Annotated in this window: 25 protein-coding genes and 2 pseudogenes; 21 read left to right on the top strand and 6 right to left on the bottom strand. The window is 52.5% G+C overall.

What is annotated here, in order from left to right:
• Nucleotides 1-270 precede the first annotated feature (270 nt).
• From ABU190_RS07490 to ABU190_RS07475, 4 genes and pseudogenes are all read left to right on the top strand, one after another.
• On the top strand, nt 271-486 hold the full coding sequence (locus ABU190_RS07490) for a class II holin family protein (protein ID WP_061495163.1): 216 nt from the start codon (nt 271-273) through the stop codon (nt 484-486).
• Nucleotides 486-1,022, top strand: a complete 537-nt coding sequence (locus tag ABU190_RS07485) for a lysozyme (RefSeq protein WP_354690907.1) — start codon at nt 486-488, stop codon at nt 1,020-1,022. The genes ABU190_RS07490 and ABU190_RS07485 overlap by 1 nt, the downstream gene beginning before the upstream one ends.
• Nucleotides 1,019-1,483: a lysis protein gene (locus ABU190_RS07480; RefSeq protein ID WP_354690906.1), complete on the top strand. Its 465-nt coding sequence runs from the start codon at nt 1,019-1,021 to the stop codon at nt 1,481-1,483. Before ABU190_RS07485 ends, ABU190_RS07480 begins: the two co-directional genes overlap by 4 nt.
• Nucleotides 1,484-1,848: 365 nt before the next feature.
• Nucleotides 1,849-1,962, top strand: a pseudogene (locus ABU190_RS07475) (lysis system i-spanin subunit Rz); the annotation flags it as partial.
• 123 nt (nt 1,963-2,085) lie between these two features.
• Here the strand turns inward: ABU190_RS07475 and ABU190_RS07470 are convergent.
• Nucleotides 2,086-2,376 carry a hypothetical protein gene (locus ABU190_RS07470; RefSeq protein WP_354690905.1) on the bottom strand — a complete coding sequence of 97 codons (291 nt, stop codon included), beginning with the start codon at nt 2,374-2,376 and terminating at the stop codon, nt 2,086-2,088.
• A gap of 215 nt (nt 2,377-2,591) precedes the next feature.
• On the opposite strand from ABU190_RS07470, the gene ABU190_RS07465 reads away from it, so the two are divergent.
• Entirely contained in the window at nt 2,592-3,218 is a 627-nt protein-coding gene (locus ABU190_RS07465; protein ID WP_354690904.1) for a putative metallopeptidase, read from the top strand.
• Between the two features lie 31 nt (nt 3,219-3,249).
• On the top strand, nt 3,250-3,723 hold the full coding sequence (locus ABU190_RS07460) for a DUF2280 domain-containing protein (protein ID WP_354690903.1): 474 nt from the start codon (nt 3,250-3,252) through the stop codon (nt 3,721-3,723).
• 114 nt (nt 3,724-3,837) lie between these two features.
• Here ABU190_RS07460 and ABU190_RS07455 read toward each other — a convergent pair whose 3' ends face one another.
• Nucleotides 3,838-4,020 carry a DUF2158 domain-containing protein gene (locus ABU190_RS07455; RefSeq protein ID WP_354690902.1) on the bottom strand — a complete coding sequence of 61 codons (183 nt, stop codon included), beginning with the start codon at nt 4,018-4,020 and terminating at the stop codon, nt 3,838-3,840.
• Between the two features lie 87 nt (nt 4,021-4,107).
• Here ABU190_RS07455 and ABU190_RS07450 point away from each other — a divergent pair, with 87 nt between their 5' ends.
• From ABU190_RS07450 to ABU190_RS07400, 11 genes and pseudogenes are all read left to right on the top strand, one after another.
• A complete protein-coding gene (locus ABU190_RS07450) occupies nt 4,108-5,721 on the top strand; it encodes a TerL protein (RefSeq protein WP_354690901.1) in 1,614 nt (537 codons plus the stop codon).
• A 3-nt stretch (nt 5,722-5,724) separates the two neighbouring features.
• Nucleotides 5,725-5,847, top strand: a pseudogene (locus ABU190_RS07445) (hypothetical protein); the annotation flags it as partial.
• Nucleotides 5,817-6,194, top strand: coding sequence for a hypothetical protein (locus tag ABU190_RS07440; RefSeq protein WP_354691196.1), 378 nt, complete (start codon nt 5,817-5,819; stop codon nt 6,192-6,194). The pseudogene ABU190_RS07445 and the gene ABU190_RS07440, both read left to right, overlap by 31 nt.
• Nucleotides 6,195-7,394, top strand: a complete 1,200-nt coding sequence (locus ABU190_RS07435; protein ID WP_354690900.1) for a baseplate J/gp47 family protein — start codon at nt 6,195-6,197, stop codon at nt 7,392-7,394.
• On the top strand, nt 7,391-8,071 hold the full coding sequence (locus tag ABU190_RS07430) for a DUF2612 domain-containing protein (protein ID WP_354690899.1): 681 nt from the start codon (nt 7,391-7,393) through the stop codon (nt 8,069-8,071). Before ABU190_RS07435 ends, ABU190_RS07430 begins: the two co-directional genes overlap by 4 nt.
• Nucleotides 8,071-9,192: a hypothetical protein gene (locus ABU190_RS07425; protein WP_354690898.1), complete on the top strand. Its 1,122-nt coding sequence runs from the start codon at nt 8,071-8,073 to the stop codon at nt 9,190-9,192. The genes ABU190_RS07430 and ABU190_RS07425 overlap by 1 nt, the downstream gene beginning before the upstream one ends.
• 1 nt (nt 9,193) lies before the next feature.
• Entirely contained in the window at nt 9,194-9,616 is a 423-nt protein-coding gene (locus ABU190_RS07420) for a tail assembly chaperone (RefSeq protein ID WP_354690897.1), read from the top strand.
• Between the two features lie 15 nt (nt 9,617-9,631).
• Nucleotides 9,632-9,808, top strand: a complete 177-nt coding sequence (locus ABU190_RS07415) for a hypothetical protein (RefSeq protein ID WP_354690896.1) — start codon at nt 9,632-9,634, stop codon at nt 9,806-9,808.
• 180 nt (nt 9,809-9,988) lie between these two features.
• Complete coding sequence (locus ABU190_RS07410) at nt 9,989-10,258, top strand: YcgL domain-containing protein (RefSeq protein WP_039079508.1); 270 nt, start codon at nt 9,989-9,991, stop codon at nt 10,256-10,258.
• 152 nt (nt 10,259-10,410) lie between these two features.
• The gene (locus ABU190_RS07405; protein WP_354690895.1) at nt 10,411-11,070 is read left to right on the top strand and encodes a fumarylacetoacetate hydrolase family protein; all 660 of its coding nucleotides are present in this window, start codon (nt 10,411-10,413) and stop codon (nt 11,068-11,070) included.
• Nucleotides 11,071-11,161: 91 nt separating this feature from the next.
• Complete coding sequence (locus tag ABU190_RS07400; RefSeq protein ID WP_039079506.1) at nt 11,162-11,608, top strand: YcgN family cysteine cluster protein; 447 nt, start codon at nt 11,162-11,164, stop codon at nt 11,606-11,608.
• A 252-nt stretch (nt 11,609-11,860) separates the two neighbouring features.
• Here ABU190_RS07400 and dsbB read toward each other — a convergent pair whose 3' ends face one another.
• The gene (gene dsbB, locus ABU190_RS07395; RefSeq protein ID WP_354690894.1) at nt 11,861-12,391 is read right to left on the bottom strand and encodes a disulfide bond formation protein DsbB; all 531 of its coding nucleotides are present in this window, start codon (nt 12,389-12,391) and stop codon (nt 11,861-11,863) included.
• 353 nt (nt 12,392-12,744) lie between these two features.
• Between dsbB and fadR the strand changes: the two genes are divergently transcribed.
• Nucleotides 12,745-13,464, top strand: coding sequence for a fatty acid metabolism transcriptional regulator FadR (gene fadR / locus ABU190_RS07390; protein WP_071195219.1), 720 nt, complete (start codon nt 12,745-12,747; stop codon nt 13,462-13,464).
• A gap of 38 nt (nt 13,465-13,502) precedes the next feature.
• Here fadR and ABU190_RS07385 read toward each other — a convergent pair whose 3' ends face one another.
• On the bottom strand, nt 13,503-15,035 hold the full coding sequence (locus ABU190_RS07385) for a SpoVR family protein (protein ID WP_107223399.1): 1,533 nt from the start codon (nt 15,033-15,035) through the stop codon (nt 13,503-13,505).
• A 318-nt stretch (nt 15,036-15,353) separates the two neighbouring features.
• On the opposite strand from ABU190_RS07385, the gene ABU190_RS07380 reads away from it, so the two are divergent.
• Nucleotides 15,354-16,652 (top strand): D-amino acid dehydrogenase, encoded by a 1,299-nt coding sequence (locus ABU190_RS07380; protein WP_132438864.1) that lies wholly within the window; start codon nt 15,354-15,356, stop codon nt 16,650-16,652.
• A 27-nt stretch (nt 16,653-16,679) separates the two neighbouring features.
• Entirely contained in the window at nt 16,680-17,750 is a 1,071-nt protein-coding gene (gene dadX / locus ABU190_RS07375; protein ID WP_271851146.1) for a catabolic alanine racemase DadX, read from the top strand.
• 14 nt (nt 17,751-17,764) lie between these two features.
• Here dadX and ABU190_RS07370 read toward each other — a convergent pair whose 3' ends face one another.
• Nucleotides 17,765-19,498: a potassium/proton antiporter gene (locus ABU190_RS07370; protein WP_354690893.1), complete on the bottom strand. Its 1,734-nt coding sequence runs from the start codon at nt 19,496-19,498 to the stop codon at nt 17,765-17,767.
• 140 nt (nt 19,499-19,638) lie between these two features.
• On the bottom strand, nt 19,639-20,550 hold the full coding sequence (gene ldcA / locus ABU190_RS07365; RefSeq protein WP_354690892.1) for a muramoyltetrapeptide carboxypeptidase: 912 nt from the start codon (nt 20,548-20,550) through the stop codon (nt 19,639-19,641).
• 98 nt (nt 20,551-20,648) lie between these two features.
• On the opposite strand from ldcA, the gene emtA reads away from it, so the two are divergent.
• On the top strand, nt 20,649-21,263 hold the full coding sequence (emtA, locus tag ABU190_RS07360; protein WP_090086066.1) for a membrane-bound lytic murein transglycosylase EmtA: 615 nt from the start codon (nt 20,649-20,651) through the stop codon (nt 21,261-21,263).
• Nucleotides 21,264-21,276 lie beyond the last annotated feature (13 nt).

Raw genomic sequence — 21,276 nt, 5'->3', positions numbered from 1 at the left:
GCCTTTGTCAGAGTGTTGTTATTGACGCAGCAACCTCAAGAATTTACATTGCGTGCGTGGTGAATCCCCCTTTGCGGTGGGGCATTACTGGCAGTCTTTGAGTTTTAGATGCATGCGAAACGTTGTAGCCAGTCAGCGTTTCACCGGGAGGCACCCGGCACCACACACACAATAATTAGTTTTGCCAAAGCCCTTAGCCTGCACCTCTCCGTGCAGGCTTTTTTTATCCCCTTTCATCCACACAGCACTTCCCTTGAGCGGAGGTGGAGCATGTATCGAATGGACAAACTAACAACCGGTGTGAGCTACGGCTTTGCTGGAGCAAATGGGGGATTCTGGGTGCTCCAGCTACTGGATAAAGTCTCGCCCTCGCAATGGGCTGCGATTGGTGTTCTCGCGAGTATTCTTTTTGGTCTGCTGACATACCTGACCAACCTGTATTTCAAAATCAAAGAGGATCGGCGAAAAGCCGCCAGGGGCCAGTAATGGGAGCGAAGGCAAAGTTAAGTGCTGCAGTACTGGGCCTGGTCCTTGCTGGTGCGCCAGCAACGGTCATCCTCGATCAGTTCCTCAACGAGAAAGAAGGCAACAGCCTGACGGCTTATCGTGACGGCTCCGGCATCTGGACTATTTGCCGTGGTGCCACGCTGGTGGATGGTAAGCCGGTGGTGCAGGGCATGAAGCTGACGCAGGCAAAATGTGACCAGGTGAATGCGAAAGAGCGCGATGCGGCGCTGGCATGGGTGGATAAAAACATCCATGTGAAGCTGACCGAACCGCAGAAGGCCGGGATTGCCTCGTTTTGCCCGTACAACATCGGCCCCGGTAAGTGTTTCCCCTCGACGTTCTATCAGCGCATGAATGCAGGTGATCGCAAAGGCGCATGTGAAGCGATTCGCTGGTGGATTAAAGACGGTGGCCGCGACTGTCGGCTGACGCAGGGCCAGAAAAACGGCTGCTACGGTCAGGTCGAACGCCGGGACCAGGAAAGCGCGCTGGCGTGCTGGGGGATAGACCAGTGAGCCGCATCACCGCAATAGCCGCCTCGTTAATCATCCTGCTGATTGTCGCGCTGGCCTGGGCCGTGAATCACTACCGCGACAATGCGCTGAACTACAAAGCACAGCGTGACAGAGCGACCACTGAGCTGACGCTGGCGAACGACACCATCACAGACATGCAGACGCGTCAGCGCGACGTTGCTGCGCTCGATGCCAAATACTCGAAGGAATTAGCGGATGCGAAATCTGAAAATGATGCTCTGCAGCGCAAGCTTGATAATGGTGGTCGGGTGCTCGTCAAAGGGAAGTGTCCAGTGTCAGCCTCAACCGAAACCGCCAGCACCTCCGGCCTGGGCAATGATGCCACCATCGAACTCTCTGATGTTGCTGGACGAAACGTTCTCGGTATCAGGTCCGGCATCATCAGAGACCAAACAGCGCTGAGAATGTTACAGGAGTACATCAATACACAGTGTCACTGACTATTTAAAATATTTATCCAGCGGGTCGTGATAAACGTATTTGCTATAGGATACTAGCCAGATTAGAAAACCAGTCATAGCACCTATTCCGGCGAGTTTAAGGTATATACTTTTACGCATACTCAGTAGGTCTGTAAATGAGTAGACTTTTTTCAATATATCAATGATTCCGCCGCCTATCACCAGATCGAAGAACAGGGCAATAACTGGCAAGGCAATCGTGAACGCACAAACCAAATAGCAAAATGCAAAAATTCTCATCTTGGTATTTATGTGCATAATCGTGTCCTCGGATAGCGTTGCGATTACTATACCATGAATTAAAGTTCGGCATTGCCAGGCATGCAGGCCTGGGGTGCCCACTTCGACTTACTGACGTCGCTGAATGAGATTATTTCACCCTCCGCGAGCGAATCGAAACAGTCACCAGGCAACTAACGGGGCTGCAGGCGTATGTGCGCGAGCAGTGTCTTGAATAAAGTATTGTTGGGCGTATTCGCATTACGGCAGTTCGTGATGAAAAAAATCAACCATAAGGGCCATGCATATATGGCCCGTTAAACAAGGATTTGATTAGAAATATTTATAAGAATAAAACCACACTAAATATCAAGCTTATTTGTTGTGTCAATACCAAGTTGTTGATAAATTGACTTTGTCGCTTCTGAAAAACCAAGATAATCAATAAGCTTATCAACTTCTTTATTCTCAATAACTTCATGTCGTATCAACATGTCACTGATAGTGGTGAAAGCAATTAACCAATGCTCTTTTTTAGTTTCATACACCGCAATGTAATTATTAGCACTACGGTCGAGAACGCTTGCAGCAACTTGACCAGTAAAGCTAATGTTCTGACCATCTTTTACATTTAAAACAATAAGTTCCATCATTAACCCTCACTTGAATTGAAAAGTATTTCACTTACAAACAAGAAAAATTCTGTCGCAAGCACCTTATCGATTGAATGCCTCGAAATCAGCTATTTAGGCGGAGTGTAACGCGAAAATTGCATACTAAAATACAGCACAAGGAGTTCACTGAGATTGATACAGGTTATGTTTTTAATCAATGACGCCTTAGTCAACCCCTATATCAGGAAGTGAAAATGTACGGACTCACGAGGCCTATGCCATCAGCGCCATTTGTTGAAGAGTTCTCACCCCACATACGTCTGACGCCAGCCGAAGGCGTTTACGAATGGGTGCAGGCGCAAATCATTGCTGACGGCGGTCATCTTCATAACCCCGATCACTTCCACCTTACAGACGCTGACATTGCCTTCATGTGGGCGTCGAGTGCGTTCGCTAAAAAGGGGCGCTCCGTACTCGGTCAGGCCGAAGAGGTAGCTTTCCGCGCCGGTGGCTGGCAAAAGGCCCGCATGGAGCAGCAGATGTATGAATGGTTCGGTCATCAGCCGGATTACATCATCACCCTCGCAGCAGATTTCTGCCTGCAATGCACAGACCTCGAATTCTGCGCGCTCATAGATCATGAGCTGTATCACATAGCCCAAAAGACCGACGAGTTCGGCGCGCCGGCGTTCTACCGCGAGACGGGGAAGCCGAAGCTCTGCCTGCGCGGCCACGATGTCGAAGAGTTTGTCGGCGTGGTTCGTCGGTACGGCGCGAGCCGCGACGTACAGGAATTGGTGGACGCAGCAAATCAACCTGCGGAGGTTGCTCACATCGATATCGCCAGGGCATGCGGGACATGCATGCTAAGGCTGGCATAATTTCAGGACTGGATAGGACGGATGGTGAAATATGGCGGCATTAAAACCAGAAACTAAAGCCTTCATAGTTCAATCAGTTGCGTGTTACGACACCCCCTCTCAGGTTGTCGAAGCTGTCCTTAAAGAATTTGGTATCCAGGTTACGCGGCAACAGGTAGAGCAGAACGACCCGACGAAGGTAAGCGGCAAAGGCCTGGCGAAACGTTGGGTTGATCTCTTCATCGCGACACGTGAACGATTCCTGAATGAAACAGCCGATATCCCAATCGCTAATAAGGCGTACCGGCTGCGTGTGCTGAACCGGATGGCAAGTACGACTGAAACCATGCGCAACTACGGCATGACGGCGCAGTTGCTCGAGCAGGCTGCAAAAGAAGTCGGTGATGCATATACCAATAAATTGAAAGTAGAAAGCACTGGGAAAGATGGCGGCCCCATCAAAACCGAAACGGTATCGATGACGCCGCAGGAGGCAGCTGACGCTTACAAAAAGCTGATGGGATAAAAGTGTAGAAATGGTGCTTTCGAAATAAAAAACAATTAGATGTCGCAAATTTATCTTATGAACTAGATTTTCACACAACATAAGTTAAATCGGGGCCGTTTGGCCCCATTTTACTTAATATTCGTCTTCATCAACTTTTACTAACTGACCGCTCTCGAACACACCTTCTTTAAGATCTGTTCCCACAAACCACTGACAAACATTGCCACCTTTATAAGAATCATAAATTTTAACAGTCATTGCAGGACCACCTGATTTTAGGCGCACCACATCGCCTTCTTGCCATTGCTGTGACATAAAAAATTCCTTATTGAATTAACGCACTATGTGTGCTGTTACAATATGTTACTTAATTCATTAATTTACAAGATGAAGGTATTAAATATGCCAATACCTTTTCCCTTTGATTTCAAAAATCCTGACTACAACCAGGTTTTTGAGTGGCGAATGGAGCGGTTGCAACGCATCCGCCAGCAGCCTGAGATGTTGCCCGTACTTAAGCAGTTTTACCGTGATAACCCGGCTCAGTTCATTATCGACTGGGGCATGACGACCGATCCGCGCAACCTGGACTATGGTCTGCCCGTCACCATTCCATTTTTACTGTTCCCGCGCCAGGAAGAGTGGATCGAATGGATAATGGACCGCAGGTCTCACCTTGAGCATGGACTTACTGAAAAAAGCCGTGAAATGGGGTTGAGTTGGACGTCCATTGGTCTGGCTTGCTCGCTCTGCCTTTTCAACAAAGAAATGGTGATTGGCTTCGGTTCCCGTAAAGAGGAATACGTTGACAGCACTGGCGACCCGAAAGCCCTTTTCTGGAAAGCTCGTAAATTTGTTGAAACACTCCCGGTAGAGTTTCGCGGCCAGTGGGATGAGAAAAAACACGCTCCATACATGCGCGTTGAGTTCCCGGAAACGGGGGCCGTGCTGAAAGGGGAGGCAGGCGATAACATCGGACGCGGTGACCGAACAACGCTTTATTTCGTGGATGAGGCTGCATTCCTGATGCGCCCATTGCTGATTGACGCAGCATTATCACAAACCACTCGTTGCCGTATCGATCTCTCATCGGTAAATGGCATGAATAACCCGTTCGCTCAGAAGCGACATAGCGGGAGAATCCCGGTCTTTACCTTCCACTGGCGCAGCGACCCGCGTAAGGATGATGAGTGGTACCGCAAAGAATGCGAGAAAATTGATAACCCGGTCATCGTTGCTCAGGAGCTGGACCTCAACTATCAGGCATCAGCAGAGGGCATTCTCATTCCGTCTGAATGGGTGCAGGCTGCCGTTGATGCCCATATCAAACTCGGCATTGAGCCGACAGGCCAGCGCCTCGGCGCGATGGATATTGCGGACGAGGGTAAAGATAAAAACGGCTTCGCTGCACGTTACGGCTTCCTGCTGCAAGAGGTTGAAGAGTGGTCCGGCGAAGGAAGTGATATTTTCGCCTCAGTCGCTAAAGCATTTGGCTACTGCGATGATTTCGGCATTGATGAATTCCGATTCGATGAGGACGGTCTGGGGGCCGGTGCACGTGGTGATGCCCGTGTTATCAACGAACAGCGATATGCCGAAAGGTTACCGCAAATCACGGCAACGCCGTTTCGTGGAAGTGGCGCTGTCTTTGACCCTGATGATGAAGCTGTGCCCGGTGACAACGGCAAACTGGCCCGCCTGAACAAAGATTTCTTTGCTAATGCCAAAGCGCAAAGCTGGTGGCACCTGAGGAAGCTTTTTCGTAATACCTTTCGCGCCCTGAGCGGCATGGATTACAACCCTGACGAAATCATATCTATAAGCAGCACGATGAAAAATAAGGATCGGCTGCTGATGGAATTGTCTCAGCCAACCTGGTCGAAAAACGCCGTGGGTAAAATTCTCGTCGATAAACAGCCGGACGGCACGAAGTCACCAAACCTCGCCGACTCGGTGATGATCTGTTACGCCCCAATGGATACCGCATTCGATATCTGGAAAAAACTCGGAGAATAACGCATGGCGAAGCAAACAAAACGAGTCGCCACAGCGGACTCTTACGATAACTTTGTCGCCCGCGTCGGGATGCAGCAGCCTAACCAGCATGCCGCATCTACGTACAAGGCGAACTATACCAGCCGTACCGGCGCGAAGATGACAACGGTGATTATACCTTTGGGCAGGGGGATGACACCTGGCTGATTAATTCACCGGAAGCGGTGGCGCAGGCCATCAAAACACGCTTCGAATTATGGTACGGTCAGTGGTTCCTTGACACCACCGAGGGCACGCCGTGGATCCAGTCTGTGCTCGGTAAGCAGCGACCCGAAGTCTACAACCTCGCCATACGCCAGCGCATTCTTGAAACGAAGGGCGTCAGCTCAATTACCGCATTTGATACCACAGTGAATACCTCAACCCGGCGCGTGTCATTCACCGCTACGGTCGAAACACTCTACGGAACAACAACAGTCACCAGCGAGGCATAAATGGCTTTGAACCTCGACACGCTGGGGTTATCGGCAACGGTAACCGCCCAGGGGATTAGTGCGCCTGATTACCAGACAATACTCGATACCGTAACCGGGTATTTTCAGCAGATTTACGGTACTGATGCGTATCTGGAACCCGACAGCAAAGACGGGCAGATGGTCGCGCTGGTGGCACTAGCAATTCACGACGCCAATACGACGGCCATTAATGTCTACAACAGCTTTTCTCCGTCTACAGCCCTCAGCGACGCGCTGACACGGAATGTAAAAATTAACGGTATCGCGCGTAAGGGGGAGACGCGCTCCACGGTTGATCTGCTTCTGACCTGCACTCCCGGAACCACCATTACCAACGGTTCAGCGAAGGATACTAACGGCATTATCTGGAATCTCCCGGCATCGGTGTCTATTGACGTTGACAGTACGGTAACCGTTACGGCCATTTGCGCGACCAGCGGCGCAGTAGCAGCGGTCGCGGGCAGCATAACGGGTATTAACACACCGACGCGCGGCTGGCTGACAGTGACAAACCCATTAGCGGCTACCGTGGGCGCCGCGGCAGAAACCGATGCCGAATTGCGGGTGCGCCAGGGGCAAAGCGTGGCGCTCCCATCTCTTACGCCGTTTGATGCGGTTGATGGCGCGCTGGCGAATATTTCCGGCGTGACCCGTCACAAGCTGTACGAAAACGATACGGGTTCGGTGGATATTAACGGGCTGCCCGCTCACTCCATTTCGGCCATTGTCGACGGCGGAGACGCAACCACGATTGCTCAGACAATCCGGGGTAAAAAAGGGCAGGGCGTCGCAACCTACGGCACCACCACTATCGTTGTCCCGGATGCATGGGGAAACCCACACCCGACATCGTTTTCCCGTCCCGTTAACGTGCCGATTTATGTCGCTATCACTATCCATGTATTTGCAGGCTATACGTCGCTGATTGGTGATCAGATCAAAGCGGCCATTACTGACTACATCAACTCGCTAAAAATTGGTGATGATGTACTTCTGAGCCGTGTTTACTCGCCCGCTAACCTCGGCGTCGTGAGCGGCGGCAATTCCCGCTATTACGATATAACCAGCCTGCAGATCGGGAAATCAGCGGGCAGCGTGGCGGCTGCCAATATCGATATCGGTTATGCGGAAGCGGCCAGTTGCTTAACTGCAAATATCGCTCTAACGGTGACGTCATGAGCAAATACACCGACCTGATTACCAATTATCACGCCACAAAGCCCCTTTTCTTCCAGCACGTCGATTTGTCAACACGTCCGCTTCTGGATACCAGCACCGCGCTGAATTCGTTTATTACCGCATTCGATATTGATACTGCGGTGGGAGTGCAACTCGACATTCTGGGGGAATGGATCGGGCGTAGCCGCTATGTGGCTGTTCCCATCTCAGGCATTTTCTTTTCCTGGGATACGGACGGGCTCGGCTACGACCAGGGCGTCTGGCAAGGGCCATACGACCCGGATTCAGGGTATACCGCACTGAGTGATGAAACCTATCGAATCATCCTCAAAGCGAAAATTGCCATCAATAACTGGGATGGCTCAAACGATACGTTACCGCCCATCCTTGATGCCGCCCTGGCCGGTTCCGGTCTGACGATGCAGATCGTTGATAACCAGGACATGACTATCTCTATCTGGGTTTTCCCGGAAGTGGATATCGCCAGCGTCTCTCTGGAACTCATTGCTGCCATCAAGCAGGGATACCTGACGATTAAGGCGGCGGGGGTATGGGGCGGATCAATTCAGATACCCACGATTGAAACACCATCCGATGGAAACCGCTTTTTTGGTTTTGACATGGATAACGAATATATAGCGGGTTTCGATACCGGCGCATGGGGGACTTTACTGTAATGGCAACAAATAACTTTAAACCATTTGCGACAGGAACCGGGGCAAACGTAACGCCCCAGGCGGACTATGAAGCGCTGACTGCGTTAGCGACGGGCTTTCAGTCCGGAAAGGCCAGCTCTGCGCAGGTCAACAAGGCCATCCGGCAGTCAACGTTTATTGCCGCTGGCGTTGCTCAGTTTATCCTCAATAAATTGTCCATCGATGTGCTGGATGACGGAGATTTGCTGGGGTTTGTAACGGATTTTGATAACGCACTGAACTATAGCCCAACTTTCACCGGCGATCCGAGAGCGCCGACGCCAGCACCCGGAGACAATGATACCAGTATCGCAACGACAGCTTTTGTTCAGGCTGTAGCTACTGCGTTGCTTGGTGGGGCTCCTACAAACCTGAATACCCTGAAAAAGCTGGCGGACGCTATTGGTGATGACCCTGCATACTATCAGAACGTCAATGCCGCGCTCAATCTTAAAGCGAATCTGGCAAGCCCGGCCCTTACCGGTACACCAACCGCCCCAACGGCAGCGGCGGGAACCAATACCACGCAAATTGCTACGACTCAGTTTATTCAGTCCATCATTACTGCATTGCTTGATGGCGCACCGACCACCCTTAACACGCTGAACAAACTGGCTTCTGCCATTGGCAATGATCCCACTTATTCAGCCAACGTAAATGCTGCTTTAGCAACAAAAGCGCCCGTTGCCAGTCCGGCGCTGACAGGAACGCCCACCGCACCGACAGCAGCCGCAGGTAACAGCTCGACATTGCTGGCCACAACCGCTTTTGTGGCTGCGGCTCTGACTGCATTTCTGCCTAAGCGATCATTTGCAGGTAGCGATTTTATTCGCATCCCGGATGTTCCTGGTGGATTAATTTTGCAGTGGGGCACGACTGCCGGCACAGGTTCTGACGGCCTGATTACTGCAACCCTGCCGACAACCTTCCCGAACGGAAACGGCATTTGTGCGGTCTGTGCGTATTACAACGGCACCCGTAACGCCATTACAACGCAGGTTGCATCAATCACGCAGACCACGATCCAACTCTTCGCATCATCCGCTGTGTCTGGTGCGGCGGCCGCATCAGCTCAAATCCGCTACTTTGTTCTGGGGTATTAATATGGAAAGCGTTTATTTTTCGCCGTCATTACTGTCATTTATTCCTGCCAGATGGAAAGACGACGGCACTTACACAACTGAGACCTGGCCTGCAGATGCGGTACTGGTAACGGACGAAGTGGCTCAGACGTTCTGGAAACAACTACCACCAGAGGGTAAGCAACTCGGTGCGGTTGATGGCGAACCGGCTTGGGTAGATATTCCGCAACCGCCAAACTCAGAGCTTCTGAAAATAGCCCTGCAAAACCTGACCATTCAGTATCAGGCCGATATTGAATCGCTAAATCGCGCGTGGCTGGCTGCTGCGGTTGCCGATGGCACAACCGAAAGCTCCAAAAAAAGCGCTGTTGTTTCTCAGATTGCAGCACGAAAAACGCAGTACGCATCAGATCGCGCGGCAGTGATTGCGCAATATCCCGTTTAAAATAAGGATCTCATAATGGCAGATAAAACCACCACGACTACGACTCAAGAAAGCCCGGTAGTCGAGGAAAGCAATGCTCAGGCGCAGATAGTAAAATTCTGCCCTATTTGTGGATCGCAGATGTATCAGGGGATGCGTTACGGGTTGCTGTGCTGGATTTGCCCGGAATGTGATTTCGTCGATCCGATTTGATTCTGGAATTACGCCGGGTGGGAAACCGCCCGGTGATGTGACAGGTTTGTGCCAGAAAATTGACACACAGATGCAGGAAACGACAAAAATCCGCAAATCCAAAATGCTATGGCTGGCTTGTGGCGCGGGTTTGATTGATGTTAGCTTATGCCAAAATTTGGCGTCAAAAAGAGCAAAAGTATGTTTTGTGTGATCTACCGAAGTTCCCGACGTGAACAGACTTATCTGTATGTCGAAAAAAAAGACGATTTTTCACGCGTGCCGGAAGAATTAATGAAAAGCTTTGGCCAGCCTCAGTTAGCCATGTTATTGCCCCTCGACGGACGTAAAAAACTGGCCAGTGCGGATCTGGAAAAAGTAAAAGAGGCGTTACGTACGCAGGGATATTATTTACAGATTCCACCGCCGCCAGAAAATTTGCTGAAACAACATTTAGACAGCGAAAGATAGCCATCCCCGCCAGGCAAAGTGGCGGATCGATTCCGCCATTTGCTTTCCTCCTGCATACACATTGAATGACAAAGTTTGCTATTTGACAAACCGCCACGTGGCGCGGATAGTCATTTTTCGCACTTGTTCAATGTGTTACTTAGGGGAAAGACATGTACCAACATCATAACTGGCAGGGCGCACTCCTGGATTACCCGGTGAGTAAAGTCGTGTGCGTTGGCAGTAACTATGCGAAACATATTAAAGAAATGGGCAGCGCCACGCCGGAAGAGCCGGTGCTGTTTATTAAACCGGAAACCGCACTGTGCGATATTCGCCAGCCGCTGGCGCTGCCACAGGATTTCGGTTCCGTGCATCACGAAGTTGAACTGGCCGTGCTCATTGGGGCAACGCTGCGTCAGGCGACCGAAGAGCATGTACGAAAAGCCATTGCCGGTTATGGTGTGGCGCTGGATCTCACGCTTCGCGATCTGCAGGCCAAAATGAAAAAGGCGGGTCAGCCGTGGGAAAAAGCGAAAGGCTTTGATAATTCCTGCCCGATTTCCGGTTTTATTCCGGCGGCAGAGTTTACCAGCGATCCGCAGAACACGACGCTTGGGCTCAGCATCAATGGTGAGGTCCGCCAGCAGGGAACCACTGCCGATATGATCCACAAAATTGTGCCGCTGATTGCTTACATGAGCCGCTTCTTCACGCTCAAAGCCGGGGATGTCATTCTGACCGGTACGCCGGAAGGTGTTGGTCCGCTGCACGGCGGGGACGAACTGGAAGTGACCTTCAACGGCCTCTCGTTAAAGACCCGCGTATTATAAGTCGATTTGCCGCCTGAACGGCGGCAAAACTTGCATCCCCAAGCCAGACTGGTTATAAGGTGCTCCCTGGTTTTAAATGGCGAACTGATTTATGAGCGACACACCTTTCTGGCAAAGCAAAACTCTTGAACAAATGACGGACGCGGAGTGGGAATCGCTGTGTGACGGCTGCGGTCAGTGCTGCCTGCATAAGCTAATGGATGAAGATTCCGACGAGATCTATTTCACCAATGTGGCCTGCCGCCAGTTGAACATCAAAACCTGCCAGTGTCGTAACTACGAGCGTCGCTTTGAGTATGAGCCGGACTGCATCAAGCTGACGCGCGATAATTTACCCACCTTTGAATGGTTGCCGCCCACTTGCGCCTATCGTCTGCTGGCCGAAGGGAAGGCGCTGCCGGTGTGGCATCCGCTGCGTACCGGTTCGAAGGAGATGATGCACAAACAGCGCATCACGGTTCGCCATATTGCGGTAAAAGAGTCCGAAGTCCGCGACTGGCAGGATCATATCCTCAACAAGCCAGATTGGGCGCAATAATCTCTTCTGTTATACCGCGACTTGCCTGAGATGATTAAAAAGTGATTTAAAACAAGATCCTAAAATGTTTGCATGTCTTAAATAAGCTAAAACATCAATGGGGTCTGTCATGAATAAATTCATTGTGCTGGTAGCGGCAGGTGTTCTGCTCGCAGGATGTACGGCGTCTAAACCCTCTCCACAACGGCACGCTATCGCCTTTACGGGAACAATTTCGCGGCAATAAAAAAACGCTCCCGAAGGAGCGTTCTGTTAACGACCGAAGAGGTCGCGTTTTTTCGGTTTGAAGGGCTGTGCGATGAGCACCAGCGCCGCCACAACAAAGTAAGCGACAAAGATACCTAACAGCCATTGCGGCATTTCCAGCGACAGGAACTGCCACTGTTTTTCAGCACAATCGCCCGAAGCAACAAAGACCTGCGGAAGCCACTTATCCAGTGGCAGCCACGAAGGGAAACGCGCAGCAAAGTCGCAGGTCATAAAAGGAGAAGGGTGAAGCTGGATCATGGTGTGTTCATACGCCAGTTGGATACCACGCCAGGCGCTGTACAACCAAATTATGATGGCGACGTAGCGCAGCGGCGTCTTCGGCGCAATCGCACCGACAATACCCGCACCCATCACACCAAAAAGGGCAGAACGCTCATAAATACACAGGACACAGGGTTTCAGCAGCATGACGTGCTGGAACCACAACGCCACTAATTCAAGTGCCAGTGCGGTGAACGCCATTAATAGCCAGGCGCCGCGCCCGCGAGAGCACTTGTTTAAATATCGCAACATAATCATTTCCCTGGGACATGCGTAGACACAGCAGTGTAAACGAAATCACCTGGCAAGCCACTATTGCATAAGAAAATAATACGTAATCGGATGTTTATCATGCGAAAAGTCAAATCTTGCTGTCAGTAATGTAAGCAAAGCGCTAACAGGAAAAGCATTTATGATAAATGTGGTAAATGACTTTCAATAAAGAGGGAATTGTCGTGAATAAAATGGGGAGTAAACCGTACATCGGGTGAATCTTTCAAATTGGATCGGCGATCCCCTTTTTCTTCATTTCGCCTGCTATCTGCCCCCGAAGTGGTCTGGTATGATGAGTGATCTTTGCTTAGTTGTATAATGGAAATCTCACTATGGTTATAAAGGCGCAGAGCCCGGCGGGTTTCGCGGAAGAATACATCATTGAAAGTATCTGGAATAACCGTTTCCCTCCGGGGTCGATACTTCCAGCAGAGCGCGAACTCTCCGAACTGATTGGCGTCACTCGTACTACATTGCGTGAAGTGTTACAGCGTCTGGCCCGCGATGGCTGGCTCACTATTCAGCACGGTAAACCCACAAAAGTAAACAACTTTTGGGAAACGTCCGGGCTCAATATTCTGGAAACACTGGCGCGTCTGGACCATGAGAGCGTTCCACAACTCATCGATAACCTCCTGTCGGTGCGTACCAATATCGCGACCATCTTCATCCGTACCGCATTCCGCCAGCATCCAGAAGACGCGTTAGCCGTGCTGGCCAGCGCGCGCGAAGTGGAAGATCACGGTGATGCGTTTGCTGAACTGGATTACAACATTTTCCGCGGACTGGCTTTTGCCTCGGGCAACCCGATTTACGGCCTGATCCTCAACGGTATGAAAGGGTTGTATACCCGCATTGGTCGCCATTACTTCGCAAGCCCGGAAGCACGCAGCCTGGCGCTCGGTTTTTATCACCGTCTGGCAGAAATCTGTGAGCAAGGTCTGCATGACCAGGTGTACGAAACCGTGCGTCGTTATGGGCATGACAGTGGTGAGATCTGGCAGCGGATGCATAAAACACTGCCTGGGGATTTGTCCATCAACGGGCGATAAGCAAAGCGAAGCCCCTCCGGCGGAGGGGCTTTTTGCTATCAGAGGGTATTGCCGCGGGCAGGGCAGCGGTCCAGCAGTTCTACACTGCCATCTTCGTTTTGCTGTTCCAGCAGTACATCAAACCCCCACAGCCGATGCACATGTTTGAGCACTTCCCGGCGGCCTTTGTCCAGCGGGGCGCGATTGTGCGGAATATAACGTAGCGTCAGAGAACGATCGCCGCGCAAATCCACATTCCACACCTGGATATTGGGCTCCAGGTTGCTCAGGTTATACTGGGATGACAATTTCGAGCGGATCTCACGATAGCCCTCTTCGTTATGAATCGCCGCAATTTCCAGATAATTATTGCGATCGTCATCCAGCACGGTAAAGAAGCGGAAATCACGCATGATTTTTGGCGACATAAACTGGCTGATAAAGCTTTCATCTTTAAAATCGCGCATGGCGAAGTGCAGTGTTTCCAGCCAGTCGGAACCGGCAATGTCCGGGAACCAGTATTTGTCTTCCTCCGTCGGTGACTGACAAATCCGTTTAATATCCTGGAACATCGCAAACCCAAGGGCATACGGGTTAATGCCGCTATACCACGGGCTGTTGTAAGGCGGCTGGAACACCACGTTAGTGTGGCTGTGCAGGAATTCCAGCATAAAGCGGTCTGTCACTTTCCCTTCGTCGTACAGATGATTGAGAATGGTATAGTGCCAGAAAGTGGCCCAGCCTTCGTTCATCACCTGAGTCTGTTTCTGCGGATAAAAATACTGGCTAACTTTACGCACGATGCGCAAAATCTCACGCTGCCATGGCTCCAGCAGCGGGGCGTTTTTCTCCATAAAATAGAGCAGGTTTTCCTGCGGCTCAGAAGGGTAACGGCGCGCTTCGACAACGGCTTTCTCTTCTTCACGTTTTGGCAGGGTGCGCCATAGCGTATTGACCTGACTTTGCAGGTACTCCTCACGGCTTTTCTGGCGGGCTTTCTCCTCCTGCAGGGAGATCTTTTGCGGACGTTTATAACGGTCAACGCCGTAATTCATCAGCGCGTGGCAGGAATCGAGCAGTTTTTCCACCTCTTCCACACCGTAGCGCTCTTCACAATCGGTGATGTAGTTACGGGCGAAAATCAGGTAATCGACAATCGAGCTGGCATCCGTCCAGCTACGGAACAAATAGTTATTCTTAAAGAAAGAGTTATGCCCATAGCAGGCATGCGCCATGACCAACGCTTGCATGGTGATGGTGTTCTCTTCCATCAGATAGGCGATACAGGGATTGGAGTTAATGACAATCTCGTAGGCCAGACCTTGCTGTCCATGCTTATAAAGTCGCTCGGTTTCAATAAATTTTTTACCGAATGACCAGTGGGGGTAGTTAATGGGCATCCCGACACTTGAGTAGGCGTCCATCATCTGTTCGGAGGTGATGACTTCGATTTGGTGCGGGTAGGTATCCAGGCGGTAAAGTTTCGCCACCCGGTCGATCTCTGCGAGATACACATCCAGTAGATCGAAGGTCCAGTCAGGTCCATCACTGAGACGTATGGTGTCCTTATTCATGGAATCAATCGTAGCCATTAGCGCGCCCTCGTTGTTAGCAACTCTCTCTGTATGGAGAGTCTCATTTCAAGCATAGAACACACAATAAAAACTGTACGTGACGTCGCTTTTTTTCTTCGCGATAACACCTTGCAAGAGAGGGGTAAAAAGCCTCTTTGGTAGAATTTTATTCTGCGACGAAATGTCGCGCAGCAGGAGATTCTAAATATTCTGACGCCTTTATTTACGGAAAGGTGTGAGGGGTGTCACCATAAAAAAGCCATATGTTGAATAACATTTTCATCTGAGTTATCAATTTGTAATCAGATGATTGTGCTTTACACATGGGAGCAGGTTATGCGAGTCGTTGTACTGGGAAGTGGCGTGGTGGGGGTTACCAGTGCCTGGTATCTGAGTCAGGCGGGACATGAGGTGACGGTCATTGACAGGGAATCTGGCCCGGCGCTGGAGACCAGTGCGGCGAACGCAGGGCAAATCTCGCCTGGCTACGCAGCGCCCTGGGCGGCACCAGGCGTGCCGTTGAAAGCGATTAAATGGATGTTCCAGCGCCATGCGCCGCTGGCAATTAGTCTCGATGGCACCTCCACTCAACTCAAATGGATGTGGCAGATGCTGCGTAACTGCGACACCCGCCATTATATGGAAAACAAAGGCCGCATGGTGCGGCTTGCAGAGTACAGCCGCGACTGTTTAAAGCTGTTGCGTGAAACCACCCAAATTCAGTACGAAGGGCGTCAGGGCGGGACGCTACAACTGTTCCGCACCCCAGAGCAGTACGAAAACGCCACCCGGGATATTGCCGTACTGGAAGACGCCGGGGTGCCTTATCAACTGCTGGAGTCAGCCCGGCTGGCAGAAGTGGAACCGGCACTGGCGCAGGTTGCGCACAAGCTCAGTGGTGGTCTGCGTTTGCCAAACGATGAAACCGGCGACTGCCAGCTCTTTACTCAGCAACTGGCGCAGATGGCGGCGCAGGCGGGCGTCACATTCCGCTTCAACACCCCGGTCGACAGGCTCCTGTACGAGGGCGAGCAAATTTATGGCGTCAAATGTGGCGATGAAGTGGTGAAAGCCGATGCTTACGTCATGGCGTTTGGTTCCTATTCCACGGCGATGCTAAAAGGAATTGTCGATATCCCTGTCTACCCCCTGAAAGGTTATTCACTGACTATACCCATTGCGGAGGAGGCGGGCGCGCCGGTTTCGACTATCCTCGATGAAACCTACAAGATTGCGATTACCCGTTTTGATAACCGTATTCGTGTCGGTGGAATGGCGGAGATCGTCGGCTTTAATACCGAGCTCCTTAAACCACGCCGCGCCACGCTGGAGATGGTGGTCAAAGATCTCTTTCCGCGCGGCGGACATGTGGAGCAGGCAACCTTCTGGACCGGGCTGCGTCCGATGACGCCAGACGGTACGCCGGTAGTGGGGCGTGCTCCGTTTAAAAACTTATGGCTGAATACCGGGCATGGCACGCTGGGCTGGACGATGGCCTGTGGCTCAGGGCAACTGTTGAGCGACCTGATTTCCGGCCGCACGCCAGCCATTCCCTTTGAGGATTTGAGTGTGGCGCGCTACCAGCCGGGTTTTACCCCATCGCGGCCGCAACATTTGCACGGTGCTCACAACTAAACCGTCCACTTAAAACAAGGAGAACGTATGTCTCGTCCTGTCCAGGCGACTGTCGACTTACACGCACTTCGGCAGAACCTGCAGGTAGTCAGGCGTGCCGCACCACACTGCCGCGTCTGGTCAGTGGTGAAGGCTAACGCCTACGGTCATGGAATCGATCGTATCTGGCGTGCGCTGGAAGGCACCGACGGTTTCGCACTGCTTAATCTGGAGGAGGCGATCCTCCTGCGCGAGCGCGGCTGGAAAGGGCCGATTCTGATGCTGGAGGGCTTTTTCCACGCCGACGAGCTGCCGCTGTTTGATAAATATCGCCTGACCACCAGCGTGCACAGCAACTGGCAGATTAAAGCCTTGCAGGATGCCCGGCTTCACGCGCCGCTGGATGTTTACCTGAAAATGAACAGTGGCATGAACCGGCTGGGCTTTCAGCCTGAGCGTGTGCAAACCCTCTGGCGGCAACTGCGGGAGTTGAGCAATGTGGGTGATATCACTCTGATGGCCCATTTTGCCGATGCGGAAAAACCGGACGGGATTGCCGGGGCGATGATACGCATTAACCATGCGTCGGAGGGGCTTGATTGCCCGCGTTCGCTGTCCAACTCCGCCGCCACGCTGTGGCACCCGGAAGCCCACGGCGACTGGGTGCGCCCCGGCATCGTGCTGTATGGCGCGTCCCCGTCCGGGGAGTGGCAGGATGTGGCTGGCAGTGGCATCAAACCGGTCATGAGCCTGACAAGCCAGATTATTGCCGTGCAAACGTTGCGTGCGGGGGACTGTGTGGGCTATGGCAGCCGCTATCGTGCCTCACAGGAGCAGCGTATCGGCATCGTAGCCTGCGGTTATGCGGACGGTTACCCGCGTCTCGCCCGAACCGGTACACCCGTGCTGGTGGACGGTATTCGCACGGGGACGGTAGGAGCCATTTCGATGGACATGCTGACGGTTGACCTGACGCCGTGCCCGCAAGCGGGCATCGGTACGCCAGTTGAACTTTGGGGTAACGAGATCAAAATCGATGAAGTGGCCGCTTGCGCAGGGACGGTTGGCTATGAATTAATGTGCGCACTCGCACCGCGCGTCCCCGTTGTGACAGTGTAACTATGGTGAGGCGGTCACTCCGCCTCGTCATCCGCGACCCGGACGCCGACCTTACGCACCGCGTCCTCTTCTTTCTCTGCAACCGTCCAGATCATGCCGGCAAATTCGACCTGATCGCCTACCACGGGCGCTGCCCCGAGCAGTTGCTGAACAATCTCACCGAGTGTTTGTTGTTTATCACGATACTCCAGTCCCTCTTCCAGACCATAAATCAGCGCCACATCGGCAAACTTCGCATCAGCTTCGAGAATAAAATCGCCAAAGAAACGCTGATCCAGCGAGACGGGAGGCGAGTGACTAAACAGCTTACCCAACGCGGGCAGGTCGCGTTCACGACCAATCACGCACAGCACGTCACCTTCACGCAGCCGCGTACTGCCGGTCGGATGGAGCAGCGAATTATCACGAAACAGGGCGGCAATACGCGTTTCGGAAGGCATGTGCAGGTCGCGAAGGGCAGCGCCCACGCACCATTTATCGGCGCTCAACTGGTAGACAAACTGCTCCCACGGATTTTCCGGATGGATATCCAGCCCGACGCGGGAAACCGGCCAGCCCACGGGCGGTACCACGACTCTGGCTTTTTTCGCCGCCCACGACAGCGAGGTCCCCTGGAATAGCAGCGAAATCAGCACCACAAAGAAGGCGACATTAAAAAACAGCCGCGCATTGTCCAGACCGGCCATCATCGGGAAGACGGCAAGAATGATCGGCACCGCGCCCCGCAGCCCCACCCAACTGATGAAAATGCGCTCGCGCAGATTGAAACCGCGAAACGGCAGCAGCCCGGCGAATACTGACAGCGGACGGGCGAAAAAGATCATCCACGCCGAGAGGATCAGCGCCGGAATGGCAATCGGCAGCAAATCAGATGGTGTGACCAGCAGCCCCAGGACAAGGAACATGCCGATTTGCGCCAGCCAGGCCAGACCATCGAAGTTTTGCTGAATGGCGTAACGATTGCGTATCGGACGATTGCCCAGCACAAAACCACACAGATAGACCGCCAGTATCCCGCTGCCTTCAATGGCGGTGGTCACCGCGAACACCAGAATGCCGCCGCTCAGCGCCAGCAGAGGATAGAGCCCGGCGGGCAGGGAGATGCGATTGATCATCTGTTGCAGCAAATAGCCGCCCGCGAGACCTAACACGATACCCAGCCCAAACTGCTGAATAATGTGCACGACAAACATCCAGCTCAAGCCCGCATGATGCTGCTGAATCATCTCAATCAGTGTGATGGTCAAAAAGACCGCCATCGGATCGTTGCTGCCGGACTCAATTTCCAGCGTTGAACCGACACGCTCGTTCAGCCCTTTCCCGCCAAGCAGTGAGAACACCGCAGCCGCGTCCGTCGAGCCAACAATCGCGCCGATCAGCAACCCTTCCATGATATCGAGGTGGAACAACCAGGCCGCCATCATCCCGGTCAGCCCGGACGTGATAAGCACTCCCACCGTCGCCAGAGAGAGGGCGGGCCACAGCGCCACGCGAAAGGAACTCGCCTGGGTTCGCATCCCGCCATCAAGCAAAATCACCGCCAGCGCGAGGTTACTGACCATATAGGCGAACGGATAATTGTCGAATGGAATGCCGCCAATACCGTCAATGCCTGCCAGCATGCCAATGGCGAGAAAGATAACGAGGATCGGGATACCGAGACGGGAGGAGAAAGAACTTAATAAAATACTGCAGGTTACAAGTACTGAACCCAAAATAAACAGACTAATTACCGCCGCTGCATCCAATGTTGTGCTTCTCCTCTTACCCGAAAAATGGTGAAACCCATAACCGCTCAGTGCCTGAATACGCTGAGCAGTTATAGTTTAAAAACCCGATATATATTAACGGCAGAAATACAGATTTAATCAGTCGGTTAAACGTTTTTTTATGCGCCCAATACGGGATGACCGGACATAGTCAGTCGTGAGCGCTCATCATGCTCTAATACCGCATGCGCGCCGAGAGGCAGCGTGACGGTCTCTTGCTCGTGACCAAATGCAAGCCCCGTTATCACCGGGATCGAGAGCCTGCTTCGCAGGTATTCCACCATCGTATTAAGATTGTAGCCTGCATCGTATTCATTGGGATCGGCGCTGGTGAAACTGCCCAGTACCAGCGCTTTCTGACGCGCGAGAATGCCGCAATGCAGCAACTGCAACAGCATACGTTCCACGCGGAAAGGATGCTCATTGATATCCTCAACCACCAGAATGCCATCCTCAATATCCGGCAGCCACGGCGTGCCGATAAGCGAAACCAGCATCGCCAGATTTCCCCCCCATAACGTGCCCTGGGTGTGACAACGTGGGCCTTCGCCGCGCCACTCGACGGTCAGTTCAGGCTGGCGCAGCGCCTGCCAGAAATGGCGCCCGGTAAATTCATTCAGTGTTGGTGCGCCGAAATTGCCGGCCAACATCGGGCCGCTAAAGGTGATCACGCCGCCACGGGCTAATAAGCCCATCTGCACGACCGTAAAATCGCTGTGTCCACAGATAAACAACGGCTGGGATTGTTGTCGGCGAATAAGGCCCGGCCAGTCGATATCTTCCAGCAGGCGGCTGGCGCCATAGCCGCCGCGAACGGGGAGAACGATAATATCCGCACCTTCGAGCGCGACCAGGGCGTTGAGATCATGGAGACGTTCGCTCTCCTGACCCGCAAAGCGTTGGTCGCGGCGGGTAATGACACCACGGTTACCCACCTGATGTCCCTGTAACTCCAGCCGTTGAACCCCAAGCGCTGCGGCCTGCTGATTAATGCAGTAACCGGAGGGCGCAATCAAATGAAACCTCGACATGGCAATTCCTTGCTGACATCTAATTGGAAACGGTTATCATGCCGCTAACCCTGTTTGTTGTCATCCATAGTGATGCGTTCACCAAAGAAGGATTGCGTGTGAAATTGAGATGGTTTGCTTTTTTAATTGTGCTTCTGGCGGGTTGTAGCTCGAAACGCACGGACTACCGTAACCCGGACTGGAACCCGGAAGTCCCGGTAAAACGGGCCATGCAGTGGATGCCAGTCAGTGAAAAAGCGGGGGCGGCGTGGGGCGTCAGTCCGCGTCTGATTACCGCGATGATTGCGGTTGAGTCAGGCGGCAACCCCAACCTTGTCAGTAAATCAAACGCCGTTGGGCTGATGCAGTTAAAAGCCTCCACCTCCGGGCGCGAAGTATATCGCTATATGGGCTGGAGCGGTGAGCCTTCAACCAGCGAGCTGAAAAACCCGGAGCGCAATATCTCCATGGGGGCAGCGTATTTGAGCATTATGGAGCACGGTGTACTGGCGGGAATAAAAGATCCGCAAGTGATGCAATATGCGCTGGTGGTCTCCTATGTGAACGGCGCAGGCGCGCTGCTGCGGACATTCTCATCCGACCGGAAAAAAGCGATCGACAAGATTAACGACCTGAGCGCTGATGGCTTTTTTGAACACGTGGTAGAAAACCACCCGGCACCACAGGCGCCGCGCTACATCTGGAAAGTACAGAAAGCAATGAACGCCATGTAAACGCCATATCAAT

The organism is Phytobacter sp. RSE-02 (assembly GCF_040578655.1).
Lineage (GTDB): Bacteria > Pseudomonadota > Gammaproteobacteria > Enterobacterales > Enterobacteriaceae > Phytobacter > Phytobacter diazotrophicus.
This window is presented reverse-complemented; position numbering and strand designations above follow the sequence as displayed.

What these genes read in the sequence shown, in the direction of transcription:
- ABU190_RS07415 (WP_354690896.1), top strand. Translation starts at nt 9,632, where the DNA reads ATGGCAGATAAAACCACCACGACTACGACTCAAGAAAGCCCGGTAGTC.
- dadX (WP_271851146.1), top strand. Translation starts at nt 16,680, where the DNA reads ATGTCTCGTCCTGTCCAGGCGACTGTCGACTTACACGCACTTCGGCAG.
- ABU190_RS07450 (WP_354690901.1), top strand. Translation starts at nt 4,108, where the DNA reads ATGCCAATACCTTTTCCCTTTGATTTCAAAAATCCTGACTACAACCAG.
- ABU190_RS07410 (WP_039079508.1), top strand. Translation starts at nt 9,989, where the DNA reads ATGTTTTGTGTGATCTACCGAAGTTCCCGACGTGAACAGACTTATCTG.
- ABU190_RS07405 (WP_354690895.1), top strand. Translation starts at nt 10,411, where the DNA reads ATGTACCAACATCATAACTGGCAGGGCGCACTCCTGGATTACCCGGTG.
- ABU190_RS07400 (WP_039079506.1), top strand. Translation starts at nt 11,162, where the DNA reads ATGAGCGACACACCTTTCTGGCAAAGCAAAACTCTTGAACAAATGACG.
- ldcA (WP_354690892.1), bottom strand. Translation starts at nt 20,550, where the DNA reads ATGTCGAGGTTTCATTTGATTGCGCCCTCCGGTTACTGCATTAATCAG.
- ABU190_RS07420 (WP_354690897.1), top strand. Translation starts at nt 9,194, where the DNA reads ATGGAAAGCGTTTATTTTTCGCCGTCATTACTGTCATTTATTCCTGCC.
- ABU190_RS07380 (WP_132438864.1), top strand. Translation starts at nt 15,354, where the DNA reads ATGCGAGTCGTTGTACTGGGAAGTGGCGTGGTGGGGGTTACCAGTGCC.
- ABU190_RS07385 (WP_107223399.1), bottom strand. Translation starts at nt 15,035, where the DNA reads ATGGCTACGATTGATTCCATGAATAAGGACACCATACGTCTCAGTGAT.
- ABU190_RS07425 (WP_354690898.1), top strand. Translation starts at nt 8,071, where the DNA reads ATGGCAACAAATAACTTTAAACCATTTGCGACAGGAACCGGGGCAAAC.
- ABU190_RS07485 (WP_354690907.1), top strand. Translation starts at nt 486, where the DNA reads ATGGGAGCGAAGGCAAAGTTAAGTGCTGCAGTACTGGGCCTGGTCCTT.
- dsbB (WP_354690894.1), bottom strand. Translation starts at nt 12,391, where the DNA reads ATGTTGCGATATTTAAACAAGTGCTCTCGCGGGCGCGGCGCCTGGCTA.
- fadR (WP_071195219.1), top strand. Translation starts at nt 12,745, where the DNA reads ATGGTTATAAAGGCGCAGAGCCCGGCGGGTTTCGCGGAAGAATACATC.
- ABU190_RS07455 (WP_354690902.1), bottom strand. Translation starts at nt 4,020, where the DNA reads ATGTCACAGCAATGGCAAGAAGGCGATGTGGTGCGCCTAAAATCAGGT.
- ABU190_RS07460 (WP_354690903.1), top strand. Translation starts at nt 3,250, where the DNA reads ATGGCGGCATTAAAACCAGAAACTAAAGCCTTCATAGTTCAATCAGTT.
- ABU190_RS07470 (WP_354690905.1), bottom strand. Translation starts at nt 2,376, where the DNA reads ATGATGGAACTTATTGTTTTAAATGTAAAAGATGGTCAGAACATTAGC.
- ABU190_RS07490 (WP_061495163.1), top strand. Translation starts at nt 271, where the DNA reads ATGTATCGAATGGACAAACTAACAACCGGTGTGAGCTACGGCTTTGCT.
- ABU190_RS07435 (WP_354690900.1), top strand. Translation starts at nt 6,195, where the DNA reads ATGGCTTTGAACCTCGACACGCTGGGGTTATCGGCAACGGTAACCGCC.
- ABU190_RS07465 (WP_354690904.1), top strand. Translation starts at nt 2,592, where the DNA reads ATGTACGGACTCACGAGGCCTATGCCATCAGCGCCATTTGTTGAAGAG.
- ABU190_RS07430 (WP_354690899.1), top strand. Translation starts at nt 7,391, where the DNA reads ATGAGCAAATACACCGACCTGATTACCAATTATCACGCCACAAAGCCC.